The organism is Saccharicrinis sp. 156 (assembly GCF_050589685.1).
GTDB lineage: Bacteria > Bacteroidota > Bacteroidia > Bacteroidales > Marinilabiliaceae > Saccharicrinis.
This window is the reverse complement of record NZ_JBNGOS010000054.1, coordinates 1-17356: the sequence shown is the minus strand read 5'-3', so window position 1 is coordinate 17356 and position 17356 is coordinate 1. Positions and strand designations below refer to the sequence as shown.

The following is a 17356-nucleotide window of genomic DNA, read 5'->3' as shown; positions in this document are numbered from 1 at the left end:
GAGGGTTTCTGATAAATTATTTGTACTTTTGCCGCAGTTTTTATAAATATAATGTCTAACTACTAGTAATTAATTGATTTTTAGATGAGTGAAGTAAACGAAAATGAGCAGGAGATCAACGAAACTCCTGAAGTAAAAAATGAGGTGGTAGCAACTACCGGAAACACTTCTGATGCAGCATTTGATTGGGATGAGTACGAGCAAGGTGAAGTGTTTGGAAATTCAGGTTCTAAAGAGGACTTGGAAAAAATGTATGACGAAACGCTTTCTACAATCTCGGAAAAAGAGGTGATCGAAGGTGAAGTTATTGCATTGACCAAAAGAGAAGTTGTAATTAATATTGGTTTCAAATCAGATGGTATCATCTCCAGAAACGAATTCCGTTACAACCCAGAGTTAGCTGTAGGTGATACTGTAGAGGTTTATGTGGAGAGCCAGGAGGACAAAAAAGGTCAGTTGGTACTTTCTCACAAAAAAGCACGTGCTCTGCGTTCATGGGATCGCGTAAATGCAGCCTTAGAAAACGACGAAGTTATCAAAGGATACATCAAGTGCCGTACCAAAGGTGGTATGATTGTAGATGTGTTCGGTATTGAGGCTTTCCTTCCCGGTTCACAAATAGACGTGAAACCTATCCGTGACTACGATATGTACGTAGGGAAAACAATGGAATTCAAAGTGGTTAAAATTAACCCGGAATTTAAAAACGTAGTTGTTTCTCACAAAGCGCTTATCGAAGCAGAGCTTGAGCAACAGAAAAAAGATATTATTTCTAAGCTTGAAAAAGGACAAGTTCTTGAGGGAACTGTTAAAAACATTACTTCTTACGGTGTATTTATCGACCTTGGCGGTGTTGATGGACTTATCCACATCACTGACCTTTCATGGGGCCGCGTATCACATCCGGAAGAAATCGTTCAATTGGATCAAAAATTAAATGTTGTAATTCTTGATTTTGACGACGAGAAGAAACGTATTGCTTTAGGCTTAAAACAGCTGACATCTCACCCATGGGATTCGTTGGACGCAGAACTTAAGGTAGGCGATAACGTTAAAGGAAAAGTAGTTGTGATGGCCGACTATGGTGCGTTTGTTGAAATCGCTCCTGGTGTAGAAGGTTTAATCCACGTATCAGAAATGTCGTGGTCGCAGCACTTACGAAGCGCGCAAGACTTCCTAAAAGTAAGCGACGAAGTAGAAGCCACTATCTTGACATTAGACCGCAACGAGCGAAAGATGTCTCTTGGTATCAAGCAATTAAAAGCTGATCCTTGGGAGAAGATCGAAGAAGCATACGCGGTTGGCTCCAAGCACAAAGCTAAAGTTCGAAACTTCACCAATTTTGGTGTTTTTGTCGAAATTGAAGAGGGTATCGACGGACTTATCCACATCTCCGACCTATCATGGACCAAGAAGATTAAGCACCCGGCAGAATTTACCGCAATCGGTGAAGAAGTAGAGGTTGTTGTTCTTGAAATAGACAAGGAAAACAGAAGACTTAGCTTAGGTCACAAACAGCTTGAGGAGAACCCATGGGATGTTTTTGAAACCTTATTTACCGTTGATTCAGTGCACGAAGGAACGATCATCGAATTGTTTGACAAGGGTGCTGTAATTGCATTGCCTTATGGTGTTGAAGGATTCGCTACTCCTCGTCATTTAGTGAAAGAGGATGGTGTGCAGGCCAAAGTTGACGAAAAGCTTGATTTTAAAGTAATCGAGTTCAACAAAGCTTCCAAGCGTATAATTCTTTCGCATTCAAGAGTTTTTGAAGATGTTAAAAAAGCAGCGGATAATTCCGAGAAAGCTGAACAAGCAAAAACTACTAAAAAAGGCGTAAAGAAGTTGAAAGATAACTTAGAAAAGACTACATTGGGTGATATTTCTAGCTTGCAGGCTCTAAAAGATCAAATGGAAGCTGACGAGAAAAATTAATTTACCTTAATGAATAGTATTCAATAAAAATCTTTTTAACCGATGGACTTTAAAATAGATAAATTAGATGATTTCACGCTCATTCAGATTTTAAAAGAAAAACTGGACACGCATGTTGCGCCGTCGCTAAAATCTGAACTTGTATTATTGTCAGGAAACGGGGAGAAAAACATTCTTCTTGATCTTGGAAAATCAAGCTATTGTGATTCATCTGGATTGAGTGCTATTCTTGTAGCTAACAGATTGTGTAAAAACGCCGATGGTGCTTTTGTTTTATCAGGATTGCAACCGGCTGTGGAACGTCTGATTTCTGTTTCACAGTTGGATTCTGTTTTAACAATTGCCGAAAATATGGATCAGGGAGTTGAACTAATGAGGAAGGCTATTGAAAAATAATGGCTAAGTCGTTTTCAATCACTATCCTGGGAAGTAGCTCGGCGTTACCTACTTCTGAAAGATATCCAACCGCTCAGGTGCTCAATGCATCTGAGCGGTTTTTTTTGATCGATTGTGGGGAGGGTACACAGAGACAGTTACGTGCCCATAAAATCAAGTTCACCAAGATCGAGCATATATTCATTTCCCACCTCCATGGCGACCACTGCTTCGGTCTCATCGGGTTCATCTCCACCTTAGGTTTATTGGGGCGAAAAGCTGCGTTACACATTCATTCACACCCCGATCTTAAAAAGCTGCTTCAACCGCAACTGGATTACTTTTGCACAGATTTACCCTTTGAGGTGAAGTTTGATCCCTTTGACCCAAAGGAAGTTGCTACTATTTATTCGGACAAAAATATAGAAGTGGAAACAATTCCTTTACGGCACAGGATTCCGACCGTGGGATTTTTGTTTAAGGAGAAACCTGAAGATAGAAAGGTGAGGAAGGAATTTGTGTTTGTGCATAAACCAACCATTAAAGAGATCATTGCCATTAAAAAAGGAGGGGACTATATAAATAAAGATGATGTGATAATGTCAAACCGTGAGATTACACTCGATCCTCCTAATACACGCTCCTACGCATTTTGTACGGATACCAAATACACGGAAAAAATTACAGAACAAATAAAAGACGTGGATGTACTTTATCATGAAGCCACCTTTGCGAATGACAATGCGGTTTTGGCAAAAAAGACATATCACGCCACTGCCGAACAAGCAGCGACTATAGCTTTAAAAGCCAAGGCAGGCAAACTGTTGATTGGTCATTTTTCTTCCCGTTATAAAGACTTAAATGTACTGCTAAACGAAGCAAAAGAGGTTTTTCCAAATACCTATATTGCCAATGAGGGGGATGTGGTGAATATCTAGTCCAGTTTACGGTAGTAGATATACAATAATCCGTACTCAGTACAGTAGTCGGTCCCGAAAATATCAAACTTTAAGATTCTATAATTTTTTAGAGGATACTCGAAAAGGTATCCAAATTGAAATTACGTGTTCTTCTGTATAAATTAGTCATTTGTCAGCCGTTAATAATTGTTGTTATGTTGCTGTAGTTTAATAGTTTAAGGACTAATCCAATTGCGTATTGAGAATATCTTGAATCTTCTGTCCGTTGTTTTTCTTTGATTAGTGTTATTGAGTTCGCTGTGTACAAACTTCTGCAATTTTGACATTTCCAATGGGGGGAGTTTGATGCTCCTTCCAGTCTTCTCGTCTATCCATTTAAAAATAATATGTGCATGTCTTTGGATGGCCGATTGTCCATTTTCTTCGAAATGTAGATGTATTTGCATCATTTTAATACCATAACGTTCTTTTAGTTTGGCACATAGGATATTTACATCCTGAAGTTGGTGGTGGTCTTTTAGCATCAAAAAAGCTTCGCGTATGGGTGCCGCTTTTTTCTGCATCCTCCTACCTGTCTTCTGTTTAATCAGTTTGGCAAGTCGTTGAACAGCAATTTCAATATCTTCTTTGATAATCGATTCTACTTTTTTTTCGAAAGTAAGCAGGTTTTTTCTTGAAAATTCATATAAGTGATTTTCTGTATCGATACAATATGGGCAGAAAAGAATAGGGTAGGATTTTTTCATAAATGTAGTTTTAGGTAAATAATCGATACACAAGTTACAATTTGTAAAATAGAAAGTCAAGATTTTCCTAGTTCTATACAACTACGACATAGAACTAGGGAATTTTCGTTTGTCACGCATTTGTCACGCTTAATATTTGGCTGTTAATTTTTCAATAATGAAATTAAATGGAAAACATTAACTCATATTGCCATGAAAAACAAACTATTACCCAAAATCGTATTTGCTGTTTTTTTTCTAATTGTTTCAAGTGCCGGGTTGTTTGCCCAGAAAAACAAACAAAAACGAAAGCTGTCTGCACAGGATTCATTAAAAGTGAGTGTTAAAGTTGAGATGAGAAAGCAAAAGACTCAAAGGGTTTCAAGTATTGATCCTGTTAACCAAAAAGAATATGATGAATTATTATTTGAAAGTGAAGCTTTAAAGGAGGAAATGAAGAAACTAAGTCCTGATGACGAAAGGTACAAAGAGATTATGCGGGAACGTAAAGCATTGAGATTACAGTTAAACGAAATAGTTGGCAAAGTGAAGGTGAAAACTGAAAGTGGCAAGAAACGACCTAAAAAATAGCAATTCAACATCTAACTTTCAAACAGACATCATTATGAAATCTATAAATATATTAATCACAGTTATATTTATTTCACTCCATCTTTATGGACAAGATACCGAATATTTCACCTCCAATTCAGGAAGTTTTAGCGTAACTGGATCAGATTATGGAGACGAAATGTATAGAGTTTATGATATAACTATCGGTGTTGGCAGTAGGATTGAACTTACGATCAACAACGATTTAGAGGAGGGATATGATCAGCTTCAAATTATAGAACCTAATGTTAATGGTACTTCAGGATCGGTAGTGGCAGAAATAATAGATATATATGGAGAGCACCAATATGTTTCTGCCGGCAACCATATAAGTATAATTTTCACTTCGGATTGCTGTGTGAGCTTTGATAGTGGTTATAACGGTTTTACAGTTGATTATACTATTACCGCCGAGCCCCCCACGTATTCAAGTATATTGGCATCATCTACGGTTATTAGCGGACATTCGGACAAACCCAATTTAATTGTTGAGGAACCGAATTACAAAAGCATGTACAGTAGCTCAGGTAATAACCGTGCAAACTTTGATAATTCTACTTTATTAGTAAAGACAGGGAATAATCAACTAGGATTAGGAAGTAATACGATTGCCTCAAGCAGTTCCTTGTATTTGAAGTCTGCTTATTCCATGTATTTTAATTCGAGTGGGTATTATTACTTCGGGTCTCCAAATACTAACGATTATACGGGTAAGGTTGATGTTTCAGGCGAATTATGGCTAAAAAATAATATCTACGGCTTACGTAAAATTTATGGCATGGACCATTGGGTAAAATCATATGACGATAATGTTTATGTGAGGGATATCCATAGAAGCATAAGATATGGGGGAACTAGATATAGTGCTTCAACTGCACCAGCTAATAGTTGGATTTGGTCCCATGAGTGGGGTACTAGCTATAAGTTCGAGCTGGGTGCGGAAACTGTTAAAATGAGAGGAGAAGCGTCAACTGGAAAATGGCAATGGGCAATACGTAAAGATAGTTATGGGGGAACTGAATTATTGTCTGTTAATAATGAGGGATCTGGTCGTGTAGGAATTAATAATAATAACCCCTCGGAAGCCCTAGATGTGAATGGCAACATTGTTACAAATGGCACCATCAACGCCAACGAAATATTGGTAAAAGATATGTCTGCCAGTAATTTAATGCTCGACGGTAATCTATTCGCCGATAAAATAATGGTAAAAACCAACGGCCAAACCGCCGACTTTGTATTCTCCGACACCTACCAGCTTAAAGACCTCTCCGAAGTTGAAAACTATATTCTTACCTACAAACACTTACCGGATATTCCAAGTGCTACCCAAATGGAAGAACAAGGAGTTGATCTGGCTGAGATGAATAAGTTGCTGCTGCAGAAGATTGAAGAGCTCACTTTGTACGCCATACAGCAAGACGGTGAGATAAGAGAGTTGAGAAAAGGGAATATTGAAAAAGAGAAAGAAAGAAAGGAATTGGAGCAAGAAATATGTATGGTGAGAGAAGAGCTTAAAGCAATTAAAGCGTTAATCATAAAGAACCAAAAATATGCAGATTAACTTTTCATCACCAAACAGTTCCTCCTTATTTTGAGCTTAGAATGGGCTCCCCAACACTTACTGGACATACCTAGCGCTGCCCAAATGGAAGAGCAAGGAGTGAATCTGGTAGAAATGAATAAGTTGCTGCTGAAAAAAGCAGAGGAGTTGACCTTGCCGCCTAATAGAGAAGGATAAAGAGGTTGAAACGTTGAGCAAATAACTTGAAAAGATAGAAGCCTTATTAGTTAACGAATAGTAAATAACATTAGAATGAAATTCAAACTTGTTTTAATAATAGTATTAGTAACGAGCAATTATATATATTCTCAAGAAGATTACTATAAAAATGCATCCAATGTTATACCTCCTGATCCGGTCTCAGCCCAATTTCAAAAATATTTGGGATATCCGGTATCTCATGCTACGGGCCTACCAGAAATAAATATCCCGTTACATGCAATGGAAGCATGTGGTATTCGCATACCATTTAACCTTAGTTATCATGCATCAGGTATAAAAGTAAACGAAAGTCAAGGGGTTATAGGTTTAGGGTGGTCATTATTTCCAGGGTTTAAAATAACAAGAACAATAATGGGAAATCCCGACGATATTTATTCTACAGAAGCTATTAATAATTATACCCCAACCTTTGAGAATAAATATAACTTAGGTATAGTAAGTGGGGCTTCAGATGACTTATTTAGTGGAGCAATTACTTGTGATGGACAATATGATATTTTTAGTGTTCATCTACCAGGAGTTAATACTTCATTTATTTTAAAATGGGATAATGGTGTTCTTAATGCTTTAATGTCTCCTCAACGTCCTTTAACAATTAATGCTATAAATTCTTCAAATAATAGATACTTTACATCTTTTGAGATTATTGATGAAGAAGGAAGGAAATATATATTTGGTGATTCGGAAGATGTTAATGATAATTTATATATAGAACGACAGGGAAGTGGTCGGTTTGATGTATGCAGCTGGTTTTTAAAAGAGATAGTTACTCCTGAAGGCCAGTCAATAACTTTGAACTATTCTATTACTAATGCGAATAGAACTGCAAGTCTAGTTGGAGGCTGTTCATTGAATGATGATGTTTATCATTCAGAAGATAATTTTTCCGACATTTTAATTGGTAAATGGTTAGCCTTAGGTAATCCTTCTTATTATTATGATACTGAGGAATATTCTCATTGGGAAGTAAGTTATGATACTAGAACTATAAGTAAGGTTAATTTTAGTTCTGGTGAGAATATATCATTTTATTACAAAACCCGAATGTTAGGCAATTATTCAGATGAATTAGACTCAATTGTTTTTAAAAATCAAAATGGAGATGCATATAATGTGGTTTCTTTTGAAAGGAATAATAATCAACTAACAAGAATATCTATAACAGGACAAGGTGATTATGAATTTAGTTATGACCAACAGCAGGTTGAGCTTAGTGACCATACCCAAGTTGATCATATTGGCCTCTTTAACGGCAACCAAAATGCAAGTACGCACCCAAATATTTGGCTAACTCCAATAGTAGTGAATGGTGCATTAAAAAGAATGGGAACACCATTGATTGTAGGAGATGCAGACAAAACTTTCGATCCATTAAAAAGTCAATCCCGCATACTAAGATCAATTATTTATCCAACTGGCGGGCAATCTAATTTTAGCTATGAGTTACACTCGTACAATGTAATTGGGAAAGGTACTCAGTGTGGTTTGGGTTTGAGAGTAAGTCAAATAGACACTTATGATCCAGAAAGTAATACTACAATGAGTAAATCATACAAGTATGGAAAAGGTGAATCTGGTATTGGAAATTTAACATATCCTTTATATAAGGAAGAAAAAGGATTTATCAAATCTTACCTAAGACAGTTAAGACATGTTGATATTCATCCGTCCGTAGCTTCAATATCCAACTATCGAGAAAGGAAAATTTTGCAAAGTCCCAGAGGGCCTATTTCTGAGCCTCAAATATGGTATGATGAAGTAACTGAGTATTTCAATAATAACCAAGGAAAGGTTATTTATCAATATGATTACTCTCCTAATGTGTATAGTGATTATGGATCAGGTGATTATTACCTGCCTGGGAGTACAAATAATTATGAGGACGGATCATATGAGAAATTTGCAGAAACTATGCAAAACATTGGAGTAAGTCCTAGATTAAAATATAAGTACACATATGACTCCAATAACGACACCCTTCAAATAGTAGAGAATGAATATATTAATATTCGCCAGGAACCAATATCGGGAATCATGGTTTCTACGAAGGGTATAGGATATGTTGATGGTGCAATAACAAATTATAGAAATACCTATTTAACTGGAGGATTTGATCTATTAATGTCTTCTTCATATAGTATCATTTTAAATGAATTTAAGGTATCGAAAACTGTTCAAACGGATTTTTTTGGTACGGATGCTATACAAACTGTTACCAATTATACTTATGATCAAAATAATCCATATAACATTTCATCAAAAAGTATCTTGAATAGTTCCGGTGAAATGATTACAGAACATTATTACTATCCTGTTGGAGATGTTATACCAGATATAAATGAATTGTCTATTGAACAACAGAATGCAGTAACTCTTTTGGCAAAAAAAAACAGAGTGACTCCTCTTGTGGAAAAAATAACAAAGAAAAATGGTACAGTACTGGAGAAAAACCTAGTTGGATTTAAAAACTTTGGGGATACCAACAATTTTATTCTGGAACCCCAAGAAATAAAAACAAGTATTGGGGTTTCAGATTTTGAAACCCAATTCCTATTTAATGAATACGACGACAAGGGTAATGTATTAAGTTATCAGAAGTACAATGATGTTAGTACAAATTATATTTGGGGATACAACCAAACATATCCAGTAATAAAAATTGTAAATCCACCTGCAAATGTTGAAGTATTATTGGCAAATGCATTAAGTGACTTAGAATCTAATCTGGCCAATATGGATAACATAGCAAATAATACCGTTCAGCAGCAAACATGGGCTAGCTATAATGAAAGTATACGTGCTAGCTTATCCTCGTTTAAGACTACGGAATTTTGGACATACACTTATAAACCTTCAGTTGGTATAACATCAAAAACTGACCCTAACGGTAAAGCTGTTTTTTACAGTTACAATACAGATAATAAACTTGAGGTTATAAAAGATAATGAGGGTAATATTGTTTCTAGAAATGAATATAACTATGCTCCATCAGGTACTTACATTCCTATTGTACCACCTGCCTATACAGGATGTACTGATTGCGGAGGAGGTCAAACTTTAATAGAACCACTTACGTATGGCGTTAATCCTACTGTAATTGATTTTGGAGTAACAGCGGCAGGAGGTTCAGTTGTGCGGGAAGTTATAATAACAAACACCACAGTTGGTCAATACACCACAGAACCAGTTGAAATAACCGAAATTAATTGTCTTCCCGGCTTCAGGGTAGAAATTCCGAATAGTTATATTTCAAAAGATGCTCCAGTTACGATGAAGGTATTCTTTGAGCCCGATATTTATGGGGGGTATTATGCCGAGGATATAGAAATTGTTTCTGACAACGCCGTTGGCCCAACTATCATTTCTGTAAGCGGAGAAGGTATAGATTCAGAAGGTACCAATCCTGTTTTCAAATTCTATGACGATAGCATTGAAATAACTGGAGCGATAGGTTTTGGCTCTTCTCCGAGCAACGAAGATACATATAAAACCATACAACTGTACAATGCCAATAATGTTGGTGTTACCTTAACCTGGATATCTATTGATAATGATACTTGGAATTCATTTAGTGTTGAAAATGAAATAACATCCAATGTATATATCCCACCAGGAGAGACTCATAATATTACGCTAAAGTTTATGAGAAACATGAGTGCAGGAGAACTTAATGCCATACTAAAGATAGACAGTACTCCTATTATGGGTAATAATACAATTGAGTTAAAAGGTATAAAAATAGACTAGCTATGCAAAAATCGAAAATAATACTAGTAATTGTTGTATTCCTGTGTAATATAGGGTTTGCCCAGGATACCCAAAAAATATGGCACTGGATGGAACAACTGGGCGGCCCTGGCTGGGACTTCCCTAATGGCATAGCCATCGACTCAAAAGATAATATTTACATTGCCGGGGGCTTTACAGAGACTTTACAGGGCGGCAGAAAAGGCCTAAAGAGCGAGGGCAACCGCGACGTTTACGTGGCCCGCTTTAACGACAAGGGCAAACTGCAATGGCTGTGGCAGGCCGGGGGCGAAAAGGCAGATAAAATAACGGCCATTAAAGCCGCCCCCAATAACGACATGTATATAGCAGGTATGCTGGAGGGCGAGATGAAGTTCGGCAAGCAAAAACTGGAATACGCGGGCAAGCAGCTTTTTGTATCCCGCATTAACAAAAGGGGCAAAAGCGACTGGGTGTATACCCTGCCTTATTCCGGCGCCGCATCAGGCTACCTGCTGGATACCGACAAGCATGGTAACATTATCCTGGGTGGTGTATTCTCCGACAGCCTGGTATGCGAAAACGGCGATATCATCAGCAAGGGGCACAACGACATTTTTGTGCTCCGCCTGACCCCTGAAGGAAAGTTGGACAAGGTAAAACGATATGGCGGTAAAGGGACAGAAAAACTAACCGCCTTGAGTGCCGATAGCTTGGGCAATATTTATCTTTCGGGCAATAACGAGCAGGAATTAAGTGCTGATGAAACAGTGATTGCCGCCAAGGGCAAAAAGCAAACGGGCAACAGCTTTGTGCTGCAAGCCGACAGCACCCTGACGGCCCAATGGGCAAAAACCTACACCAGTCCTTCGTATGCCGAAATTACAGGCTTGGCAACGGATAAACAGAATAACCTGCTTTTAAGCGGTAATTTTAACCACAACTTATTAGTGGACACGTTGCAGTACGAAACAAACGGCCTTACTGATTTCTTTGTGGCTAAGGCCGATACGCTGGGGAACTTACTATGGTTAAAAAACTTTGGCGGACAATATTCCGACCGCATCAACCACCTTAAGCTAAACAAGCTGGGCGGGGCCATGATAGCGGGTAGCTTCAACGATTCTTTGGTATTGGATACTACAGTCATTAAAACCAAGGGACATCTGGCCAACACCTTTATTGCCCAATATGATACTTCGGGTGCAGTAACCTGGGCTGATATGCTCAAAGGTGAGGGAGGCAATATGGCCAAAGGTGGTGAGCTAGACAGTAAGGGAAACCTTTACCTGATGGGCAGTTTCAAGGGGAGTATGCAAGCGGGTCCCGACGAAATCACCTCCCTGGGCGACGAGGATATCTTTGTGGCCAGGTATTTTAACTGTCCACCTGTGGATAATGCCATACAGTCGCCAGGATACCTGTGCAAGGGTTCCCAAGCCCACCTGTATGTTGACAAGGGTTATCAAAACATAGTTTGGAACGACACCTTGTTCGATGCCAGCGAGATGACGGTCTCCATGTCCGGAACCTACCATGTTAGCATGGTGGACAAGCGGGGCTGTGTTATTACCGATTCCGTGAATATAGAAGAAATTCCCGCTTACGAGTTCTCACTGGGCAGGGACACCGCCATACTGACTAACGCCCAACTGGAACTACTTGGTCCTGACAACTTTTATGCCTACGAGTGGCAGGACGGCAGCATAGTGCAGAACATATTGGTTTATAGCGACGATGATACGCCGGGACACAAAAAATACGAGCTCACTGTTGCCGACTCGTTGGGCTGCAGGTGGAGCGACGATATCGACATAGAGTTCTACCAAGACCCTGAATATGCCGACCTGGGAGGTGGTGAACGGCTGATCACCATCTTCCCTAACCCGGTTAAATCACATTTTTACTGGACCTTCGAAACCAATGCGGAAGTCAAAATGGAAATAGATATACTGGATGCCTCCGGAAAGGTAATATTCCATCAAAATATTGGGCGCTACCAGCCCGGCCAGCAGATGAAAGCCGACATGGACAGGTTTAGTGCGGGCGCATATTATTTCAAGATAATCAGCAACGGCAAGCATATCGCAAAAAAGTTTGTAAAAAATTGATTATTGGTCAATGGATACTGGTCAATTAAAAAGTTAGTTAAATGAAAACATTAGGCTTTCCCCTGTGCCTGGTTCTTCGTGTGTTGGCCTGTCAGATAGGCGAGCCATGCGACGGTGTGAATTGTCCTTTGTTATCAAAACACACCATGGGGCTTGACCTACATGGTGCATGTAATGAAACAAAGGACAAGAGCGGGGGGAAGCTTCTATCTGACTTGATTTTTTGATTCTTTTTGATCCAAGCAAAAAGAACAAATAATGAAATTACAATATTATGATGTCTACCTCACGAAGAACGATTTAAACTAAAATAAGCTATGCATAACAATACACAAAGCATACTCGTACTACTAACCCTGTTAATAACAGGAAGACTTTCCGCACAGGAAAACGTCGAGATCAACGACATCGTTACCGGAAAGGCGGAAGTAACCGCTACCAACAGTATCCGCCTCTTGCCCGGATTCCATGCCGTGGCGGGTTCCGATTTCCATGCTTATATCGATGCCAATGCGGTAGACAATACCCCATCCATGGCAGAAGCAGCAGAAATTGGGGCAACTGCCGAGGCACAACCCACTTCCGGGAAGAACTATGTACGCAGTATTACCTTTAGGGAGGAGCATGAAACCATGCCGACGGACAGCTATAAACACCTGGAACAGGTACAGTATTTCGATGGACTGGGCAGGCCCATGCAAACCATACAGGTAGGTGCTTCACCATTAGGAAAGGACATTATACAACCCATAGTCTATGATGACTTTGGCAGGGAAGCAACAAAATACCTTCCTTTTGTGGGAAAGAATAGTGACGGAGGATTTATAGATAATGCAGTACAGGATTGTTTAGAATTTTATGATGGAACAAGTGGAGTTGTTGCAGGAAAAGAAACAGATACCAGACCTTTTTCTTTTACCGATTTCGAAAACTCTCCTTTAAACCGTGTAAATAGTCAACTGGGAGCGGGTAAAGCATGGAAAGATGCCGAAGCCAAGGTTAGTTTTAACTATACCACAAATACCAGTGATAATGAAATATCCTCTTGGGATGAAGCTGGGACTCCATTTACTTATCCTGACAACTCTTTGTATATCACCGAAACCACCGACGAAAACGGCAACCTAAGCCGTGAATATAAGGACAAGCTGGGGCAGGTTGTATTAAAGGAATCGGTAAACGGCAGCGAAACATTACAGACTTATTATATCTACGATGATTTTGGACTGCTGCGTACGGTTGTACCTCCTTTGGCCGATTCCCCGGCAGACGAAGACCTTTGCTACAAATATACCTACGATGGCCGCAAGCGGATGATCAGCAAAGAGATTCCGGGGGCAGCTATCGTATATATGGTTTACGATAAACGCGACAGGCTGGTGCTGACACAAGACGGCAATATGCGGGCCGAGAATTCCAGGAAATATTTTTTTACCAAGTACGATGCCCTTAATCGCCCGGTGATGACGGGTACGCTTGTTGCCACCAAGGATTTGGATGTAACCAATGGAATCCGCGACGATTTTAAGGACTATACAGAAACTATGTACGAAAGCTACAAAGGAACATCACATGCTTCCACTTATGGTTATACTTACGATGATAGTTATCCTTCATCTTGTAACGTGGAAGCTGAAGATATTCTTACCGTTACCTGGTATGATAATTATGATTTTACCCAACTAAGCGGTTTTGGGGAACTGGATTTTGAAGACCATCCTTCACCTGGCTCTGCATATGCCGCAGAATCGGACAAAACCAAAGGTGTAGCCACTGGAACCATGGTGAAAGCACTGGAAGTAACCGGATCCGACCTGATATTGGACAATAAACTTTTGGCAACATCTTCATATTTCGATAGGTATGGTAATGTAATTAAAACCATCTCCAAAAACCATCGTGGAGGATATGATGTACTACATAAAAAATACGAGCCTATTACCTACCAGGTACTGGAAACCATACAAGAACATATGGACGGGAGCAAAAATGATTTATTAACGGTAACCAAAAACTTTGAATACGACCATGCGGGAAGGCTCTTGGAAACCACTTGTAAGGTAAACAACCAGGATGCTATAGTACTAAACGCGTCCAAGTATAACGAACTGGGCGAGTTGGTAGAAAAATACCTGCATTCCAAAGATGTAACTGCCAGTGACAAAACTTTTGTACAACAAGTGGATTATACCTACAATATACGAGGCTGGATGACTTCCATCAACGACCCCGAATTAAGCGAGGATGGCGACCTGTTTGGTATGCGTTTAAGTTACAATAAGCTGGACGGTTTAGATGCCGACAGGGTATCTGCCGGCCCACAGTATAATGGTAACATTTCGGCCATAGTTTGGGGGACAGAAGGCGATGATGTTAAAAACAGGGGGTATGGTTTCGATTACGATGATATCAACCGGTTAACGGTTGCCAAATATGGCGAGGGAACTTCATTGGGCAGCAACAAAGGAAAATACTCTATGAGTGTACCCGAGTATGATGCCAATGGTAATATCAAACAATTAAAACGTTATTATAATGGCAGCCTGGCCGACGAACTGGTTTATACTTACGAAAACAGCAATAAAAGTAACCGCTTGTTGAATGTTGCTGATGCAGTAGCCGGAGATATTTCTGAAATAGCGGATTATGTGGCTTCAAGTAGTACATACCAGTACGATGCCAACGGTAACATGACTTTTAACGCAGGAAGTACCAAGGGGGAGGTGAAATATAACCTATTGAATTTACCACAACAGGTAGATACAGAATCAGGCGATAAAGTTTGTTATCATTACGATGCTGCCGGTAACAAACTGGCTAAATGGATTGATGGTAGCAATACCACCACAGAATACATTGCTAACCTGGTTTACACCAACGATAAAATCAGTTTTTTCTCCACCGAGGAAGGCAGAGCCATACCTGTTGGTGAAGGTGGTAGTATCAACTGGCACTTTGAGTACAATCTGAAAGACCACCTTGGAAACACACGTGTTACCTTTGGCGGAAGCGACCTTGGCGGTGCCGTGGATATAGTACAGACCAGCAGCTATTACCCCTTTGGAATGGTAATGGCCCAAAATAATTTTAACACAGGTACCACAAATTACCAGAAAAACAAATATCTTTATAACGGCAAAGAGCTCCAGGATGACGATCTTGGAGGGGTGAGTTTGGACTGGTACGATTACGGGGCACGGTTTTATGATCCTAGTTTGGGGAGGTTTACTACCATAGACCCTTGGGCGAGAAAATACAACTCACAATCACCATACCTTTATGCATATAATAATCCAATTAGATACACTGATTATTTAGGACTCGGAGCTAACGATGAAGTTGATAATGATGATGAAGAAGGAGATGAAGAAGATGAAGGTGAGGATAATGAGATAGATACAGTAGATGAATTAATTGTTGAAGGAAATAAGAAAATAAATGACTTGATGTCTGCTGTAAAACGATTAGAAGAGATTGTTACTTCTAATAAAATGGATGAAATTCTGCAAAAAGTTGAAAATGGGATACCTCTTACTGATGAAGAGATGGCTCTTGTTAACGAATGGTCTAAATTAGGGAATGACATTCCAGTAATTAGAAGGCAGGTACAGCAAATAATGGAATTAATGCTTGAAACAGCAGAGTATTGGGAAAATTGGAATGCAGGCCAAGAAGAGTTGCGGTTTAAAAGACAGCTTATGAAGTTTTTACCTAATCTTGTATCTGAAGCTTCTCCTATTAATACTAATCCATCTATGGAGTTACGTCCTGGTGAGAAAACTCCAATGGATAAAACAAATGACCGTTTGTTCGGTACATATGATCAGTGGCCGTCAAGAAACTTACCTTTAGTAAGACCATTAAAGTATGAATAACTTAAATCAATTGCTAACTAGTATAAATGAAATATATTCGGCATTTAAAGAACCGATAACATATAACAACAGGCAGAAATCAAAAAATTACAGTAAATTAATATTGCTATTAGTACTTAATATTATTGCGGTTAATCTGCTTGTTAAAATATTTTATTGGCTCTTTGATAATAATTTAATGCCTAGAGTATCAAAAGAAGTTCTGAAAGAGCCATGCACTTATGTGTTGTTTTTTTTAATGATAATATTAAGTATCGTCGTAGAAGAACTAAAATATAGGCTAATACTTGGGAGCTTTAAATATAGAAATGTGCTGATATCTATTTCATTTTTACTTGCAGAGATAGTTGTTTTGAGTTTTTATAATTCTTTTGTTGCAGAATATGATTGCTATTTAGCATTATACTATTTAATTGTGTTCTGTTTTACATTGATCATATACTTTGGATTGAAGTATATGACGGTAAGTAAAACAAAAAAGATTAATAATGTTTTTAATAAGTATTATAATATCATTTTTTTTTCATCAATTATTTTATTTAGTGTCTGGCATGTATTACTCTCATATAGTAGTTTAAAACACCATTATAGCTTAGTTTTCTTAATATTCTTTATTAATGGGTTTATTTTCACAATAGTGAGAGTTAAGTATGGGATTTATATTTCAATGTTATACCATTTAGGTTACAATATGCCATTTATTATTACAAATATTATAGCATTATATATAATTAGTTAATTTTTTCGGGTGAGTATAGATTCAGTAAGCTCGGATATGCAAATCCCCCGCTGTTGCACGATTGTATCGTGTAACATAAAGATATAGCTATTTGGTACAAAAGCTGCATTTAGAAATAAGTGCAGCTTTTTGTTTTATAAGGTAGTACGCAAACTATAATAATGCTTGCAGTTTAGTTTTTGTAATAAAGGCATCCAAAAAGGTAAAAACCATTTTCTTCTCGTCGGGCTTTAACTTGTCCACTTCCCCCCGCTGTCGCACGATTGCATCGTGTGAAATAGTGATTTAGCTACATAAAACAAAGGCTGCATTAGAATATAGTACAGCTTTTGTTTTATATTGATAATTGCTTTCAAAATATACAAATATGAGTCGAGCATGGAAATTCCACAACCCGGAGGGTATATATTTTGTTAGTTTTGCTGTTGTTGAGTGGCTTGATGCCAGTCAGGCAACTGATTGATATTTACCAGAATAGATAAAACGGAGTTTACCCACCCAAAAAACGGTTTGTCCTCAGGCTCATAAATTGTCAAAAAAGCGTCAAAAAAA

11 protein-coding genes are annotated in these 17356 nt (G+C 38.5%); 10 read left to right on the top strand and 1 reads right to left on the bottom strand.

The genetic code is table 11. The features are described 5' to 3' along the window. Nucleotides 1–84 precede the first annotated feature (84 nt). From rpsA to ACRD64_RS22955, 3 genes are read left to right on the top strand one after another with little or no spacing between them, the layout of a single operon-like run. Nucleotides 85–1935: a 30S ribosomal protein S1 gene (gene rpsA / locus ACRD64_RS22965; RefSeq protein WP_430936530.1), complete on the top strand. Its 1851-nt coding sequence runs from the start codon at nucleotides 85–87 to the stop codon at nucleotides 1933–1935. 42 nt (nucleotides 1936–1977) lie between these two features. Continuing rightward, nucleotides 1978–2331: an STAS domain-containing protein gene (locus tag ACRD64_RS22960; protein WP_430936528.1), complete on the top strand. Its 354-nt coding sequence runs from the start codon at nucleotides 1978–1980 to the stop codon at nucleotides 2329–2331. Continuing rightward, nucleotides 2331–3248: a ribonuclease Z gene (locus ACRD64_RS22955; RefSeq protein ID WP_430936526.1), complete on the top strand. Its 918-nt coding sequence runs from the start codon at nucleotides 2331–2333 to the stop codon at nucleotides 3246–3248. Before ACRD64_RS22960 ends, ACRD64_RS22955 begins: the two co-directional genes overlap by 1 nt. 197 nt (nucleotides 3249–3445) lie before the next feature. Here the strand turns inward: ACRD64_RS22955 and ACRD64_RS22950 are convergent, their stop codons facing one another. After that, the gene (locus tag ACRD64_RS22950) at nucleotides 3446–3976 is read right to left on the bottom strand and encodes a hypothetical protein (protein ID WP_430936524.1); all 531 of its coding nucleotides are present in this window, start codon (nucleotides 3974–3976) and stop codon (nucleotides 3446–3448) included. 192 nt (nucleotides 3977–4168) lie between these two features. On the opposite strand from ACRD64_RS22950, the gene ACRD64_RS22945 reads away from it, so the two are divergent. The 7 genes from ACRD64_RS22945 (at nucleotide 4169) to ACRD64_RS22915 (ending at nucleotide 16065) form a co-directional block, all read left to right on the top strand. Next, the gene (locus ACRD64_RS22945) at nucleotides 4169–4546 is read left to right on the top strand and encodes a hypothetical protein (protein ID WP_430936522.1); all 378 of its coding nucleotides are present in this window, start codon (nucleotides 4169–4171) and stop codon (nucleotides 4544–4546) included. Nucleotides 4547–4580: 34 nt separating this feature from the next. Next, on the top strand, nucleotides 4581–6131 hold the full coding sequence (locus ACRD64_RS22940) for a hypothetical protein (protein WP_430936520.1): 1551 nt from the start codon (nucleotides 4581–4583) through the stop codon (nucleotides 6129–6131). A 30-nt stretch (nucleotides 6132–6161) separates the two neighbouring features. Further along, nucleotides 6162–6308, top strand: a complete 147-nt coding sequence (locus tag ACRD64_RS22935; protein WP_430936518.1) for a hypothetical protein — start codon at nucleotides 6162–6164, stop codon at nucleotides 6306–6308. Between the two features lie 75 nt (nucleotides 6309–6383). After that, nucleotides 6384–10100: a hypothetical protein gene (locus ACRD64_RS22930; protein WP_430936516.1), complete on the top strand. Its 3717-nt coding sequence runs from the start codon at nucleotides 6384–6386 to the stop codon at nucleotides 10098–10100. Nucleotides 10101–10102: 2 nt separating this feature from the next. After that, entirely contained in the window at nucleotides 10103–12190 is a 2088-nt protein-coding gene (locus ACRD64_RS22925; protein WP_430936514.1) for an SBBP repeat-containing protein, read from the top strand. 41 nt (nucleotides 12191–12231) lie between these two features. Next, nucleotides 12232–12417, top strand: coding sequence for a hypothetical protein (locus tag ACRD64_RS22920; RefSeq protein ID WP_430936512.1), 186 nt, complete (start codon nucleotides 12232–12234; stop codon nucleotides 12415–12417). Between the two features lie 90 nt (nucleotides 12418–12507). Continuing rightward, the gene (locus tag ACRD64_RS22915; protein ID WP_430936510.1) at nucleotides 12508–16065 is read left to right on the top strand and encodes a DUF6443 domain-containing protein; all 3558 of its coding nucleotides are present in this window, start codon (nucleotides 12508–12510) and stop codon (nucleotides 16063–16065) included. The last annotated feature ends 1291 nt before the right edge of the window (nucleotides 16066–17356 follow it).

Bases quoted from the DNA above. Each gene is read 5' to 3' on its own strand.
- rpsA (WP_430936530.1), top strand. From the start codon at position 85: ATGAGTGAAGTAAACGAAAATGAGCAGGAGATCAACGAAACTCCTGAA.
- ACRD64_RS22960 (WP_430936528.1), top strand. From the start codon at position 1,978: ATGGACTTTAAAATAGATAAATTAGATGATTTCACGCTCATTCAGATT.
- ACRD64_RS22955 (WP_430936526.1), top strand. From the start codon at position 2,331: ATGGCTAAGTCGTTTTCAATCACTATCCTGGGAAGTAGCTCGGCGTTA.
- ACRD64_RS22950 (WP_430936524.1), bottom strand. From the start codon at position 3,976: ATGAAAAAATCCTACCCTATTCTTTTCTGCCCATATTGTATCGATACA.
- ACRD64_RS22945 (WP_430936522.1), top strand. From the start codon at position 4,169: ATGAAAAACAAACTATTACCCAAAATCGTATTTGCTGTTTTTTTTCTA.
- ACRD64_RS22940 (WP_430936520.1), top strand. From the start codon at position 4,581: ATGAAATCTATAAATATATTAATCACAGTTATATTTATTTCACTCCAT.
- ACRD64_RS22930 (WP_430936516.1), top strand. From the start codon at position 6,384: ATGAAATTCAAACTTGTTTTAATAATAGTATTAGTAACGAGCAATTAT.
- ACRD64_RS22925 (WP_430936514.1), top strand. From the start codon at position 10,103: ATGCAAAAATCGAAAATAATACTAGTAATTGTTGTATTCCTGTGTAAT.
- ACRD64_RS22920 (WP_430936512.1), top strand. From the start codon at position 12,232: ATGAAAACATTAGGCTTTCCCCTGTGCCTGGTTCTTCGTGTGTTGGCC.
- ACRD64_RS22915 (WP_430936510.1), top strand. From the start codon at position 12,508: ATGCATAACAATACACAAAGCATACTCGTACTACTAACCCTGTTAATA.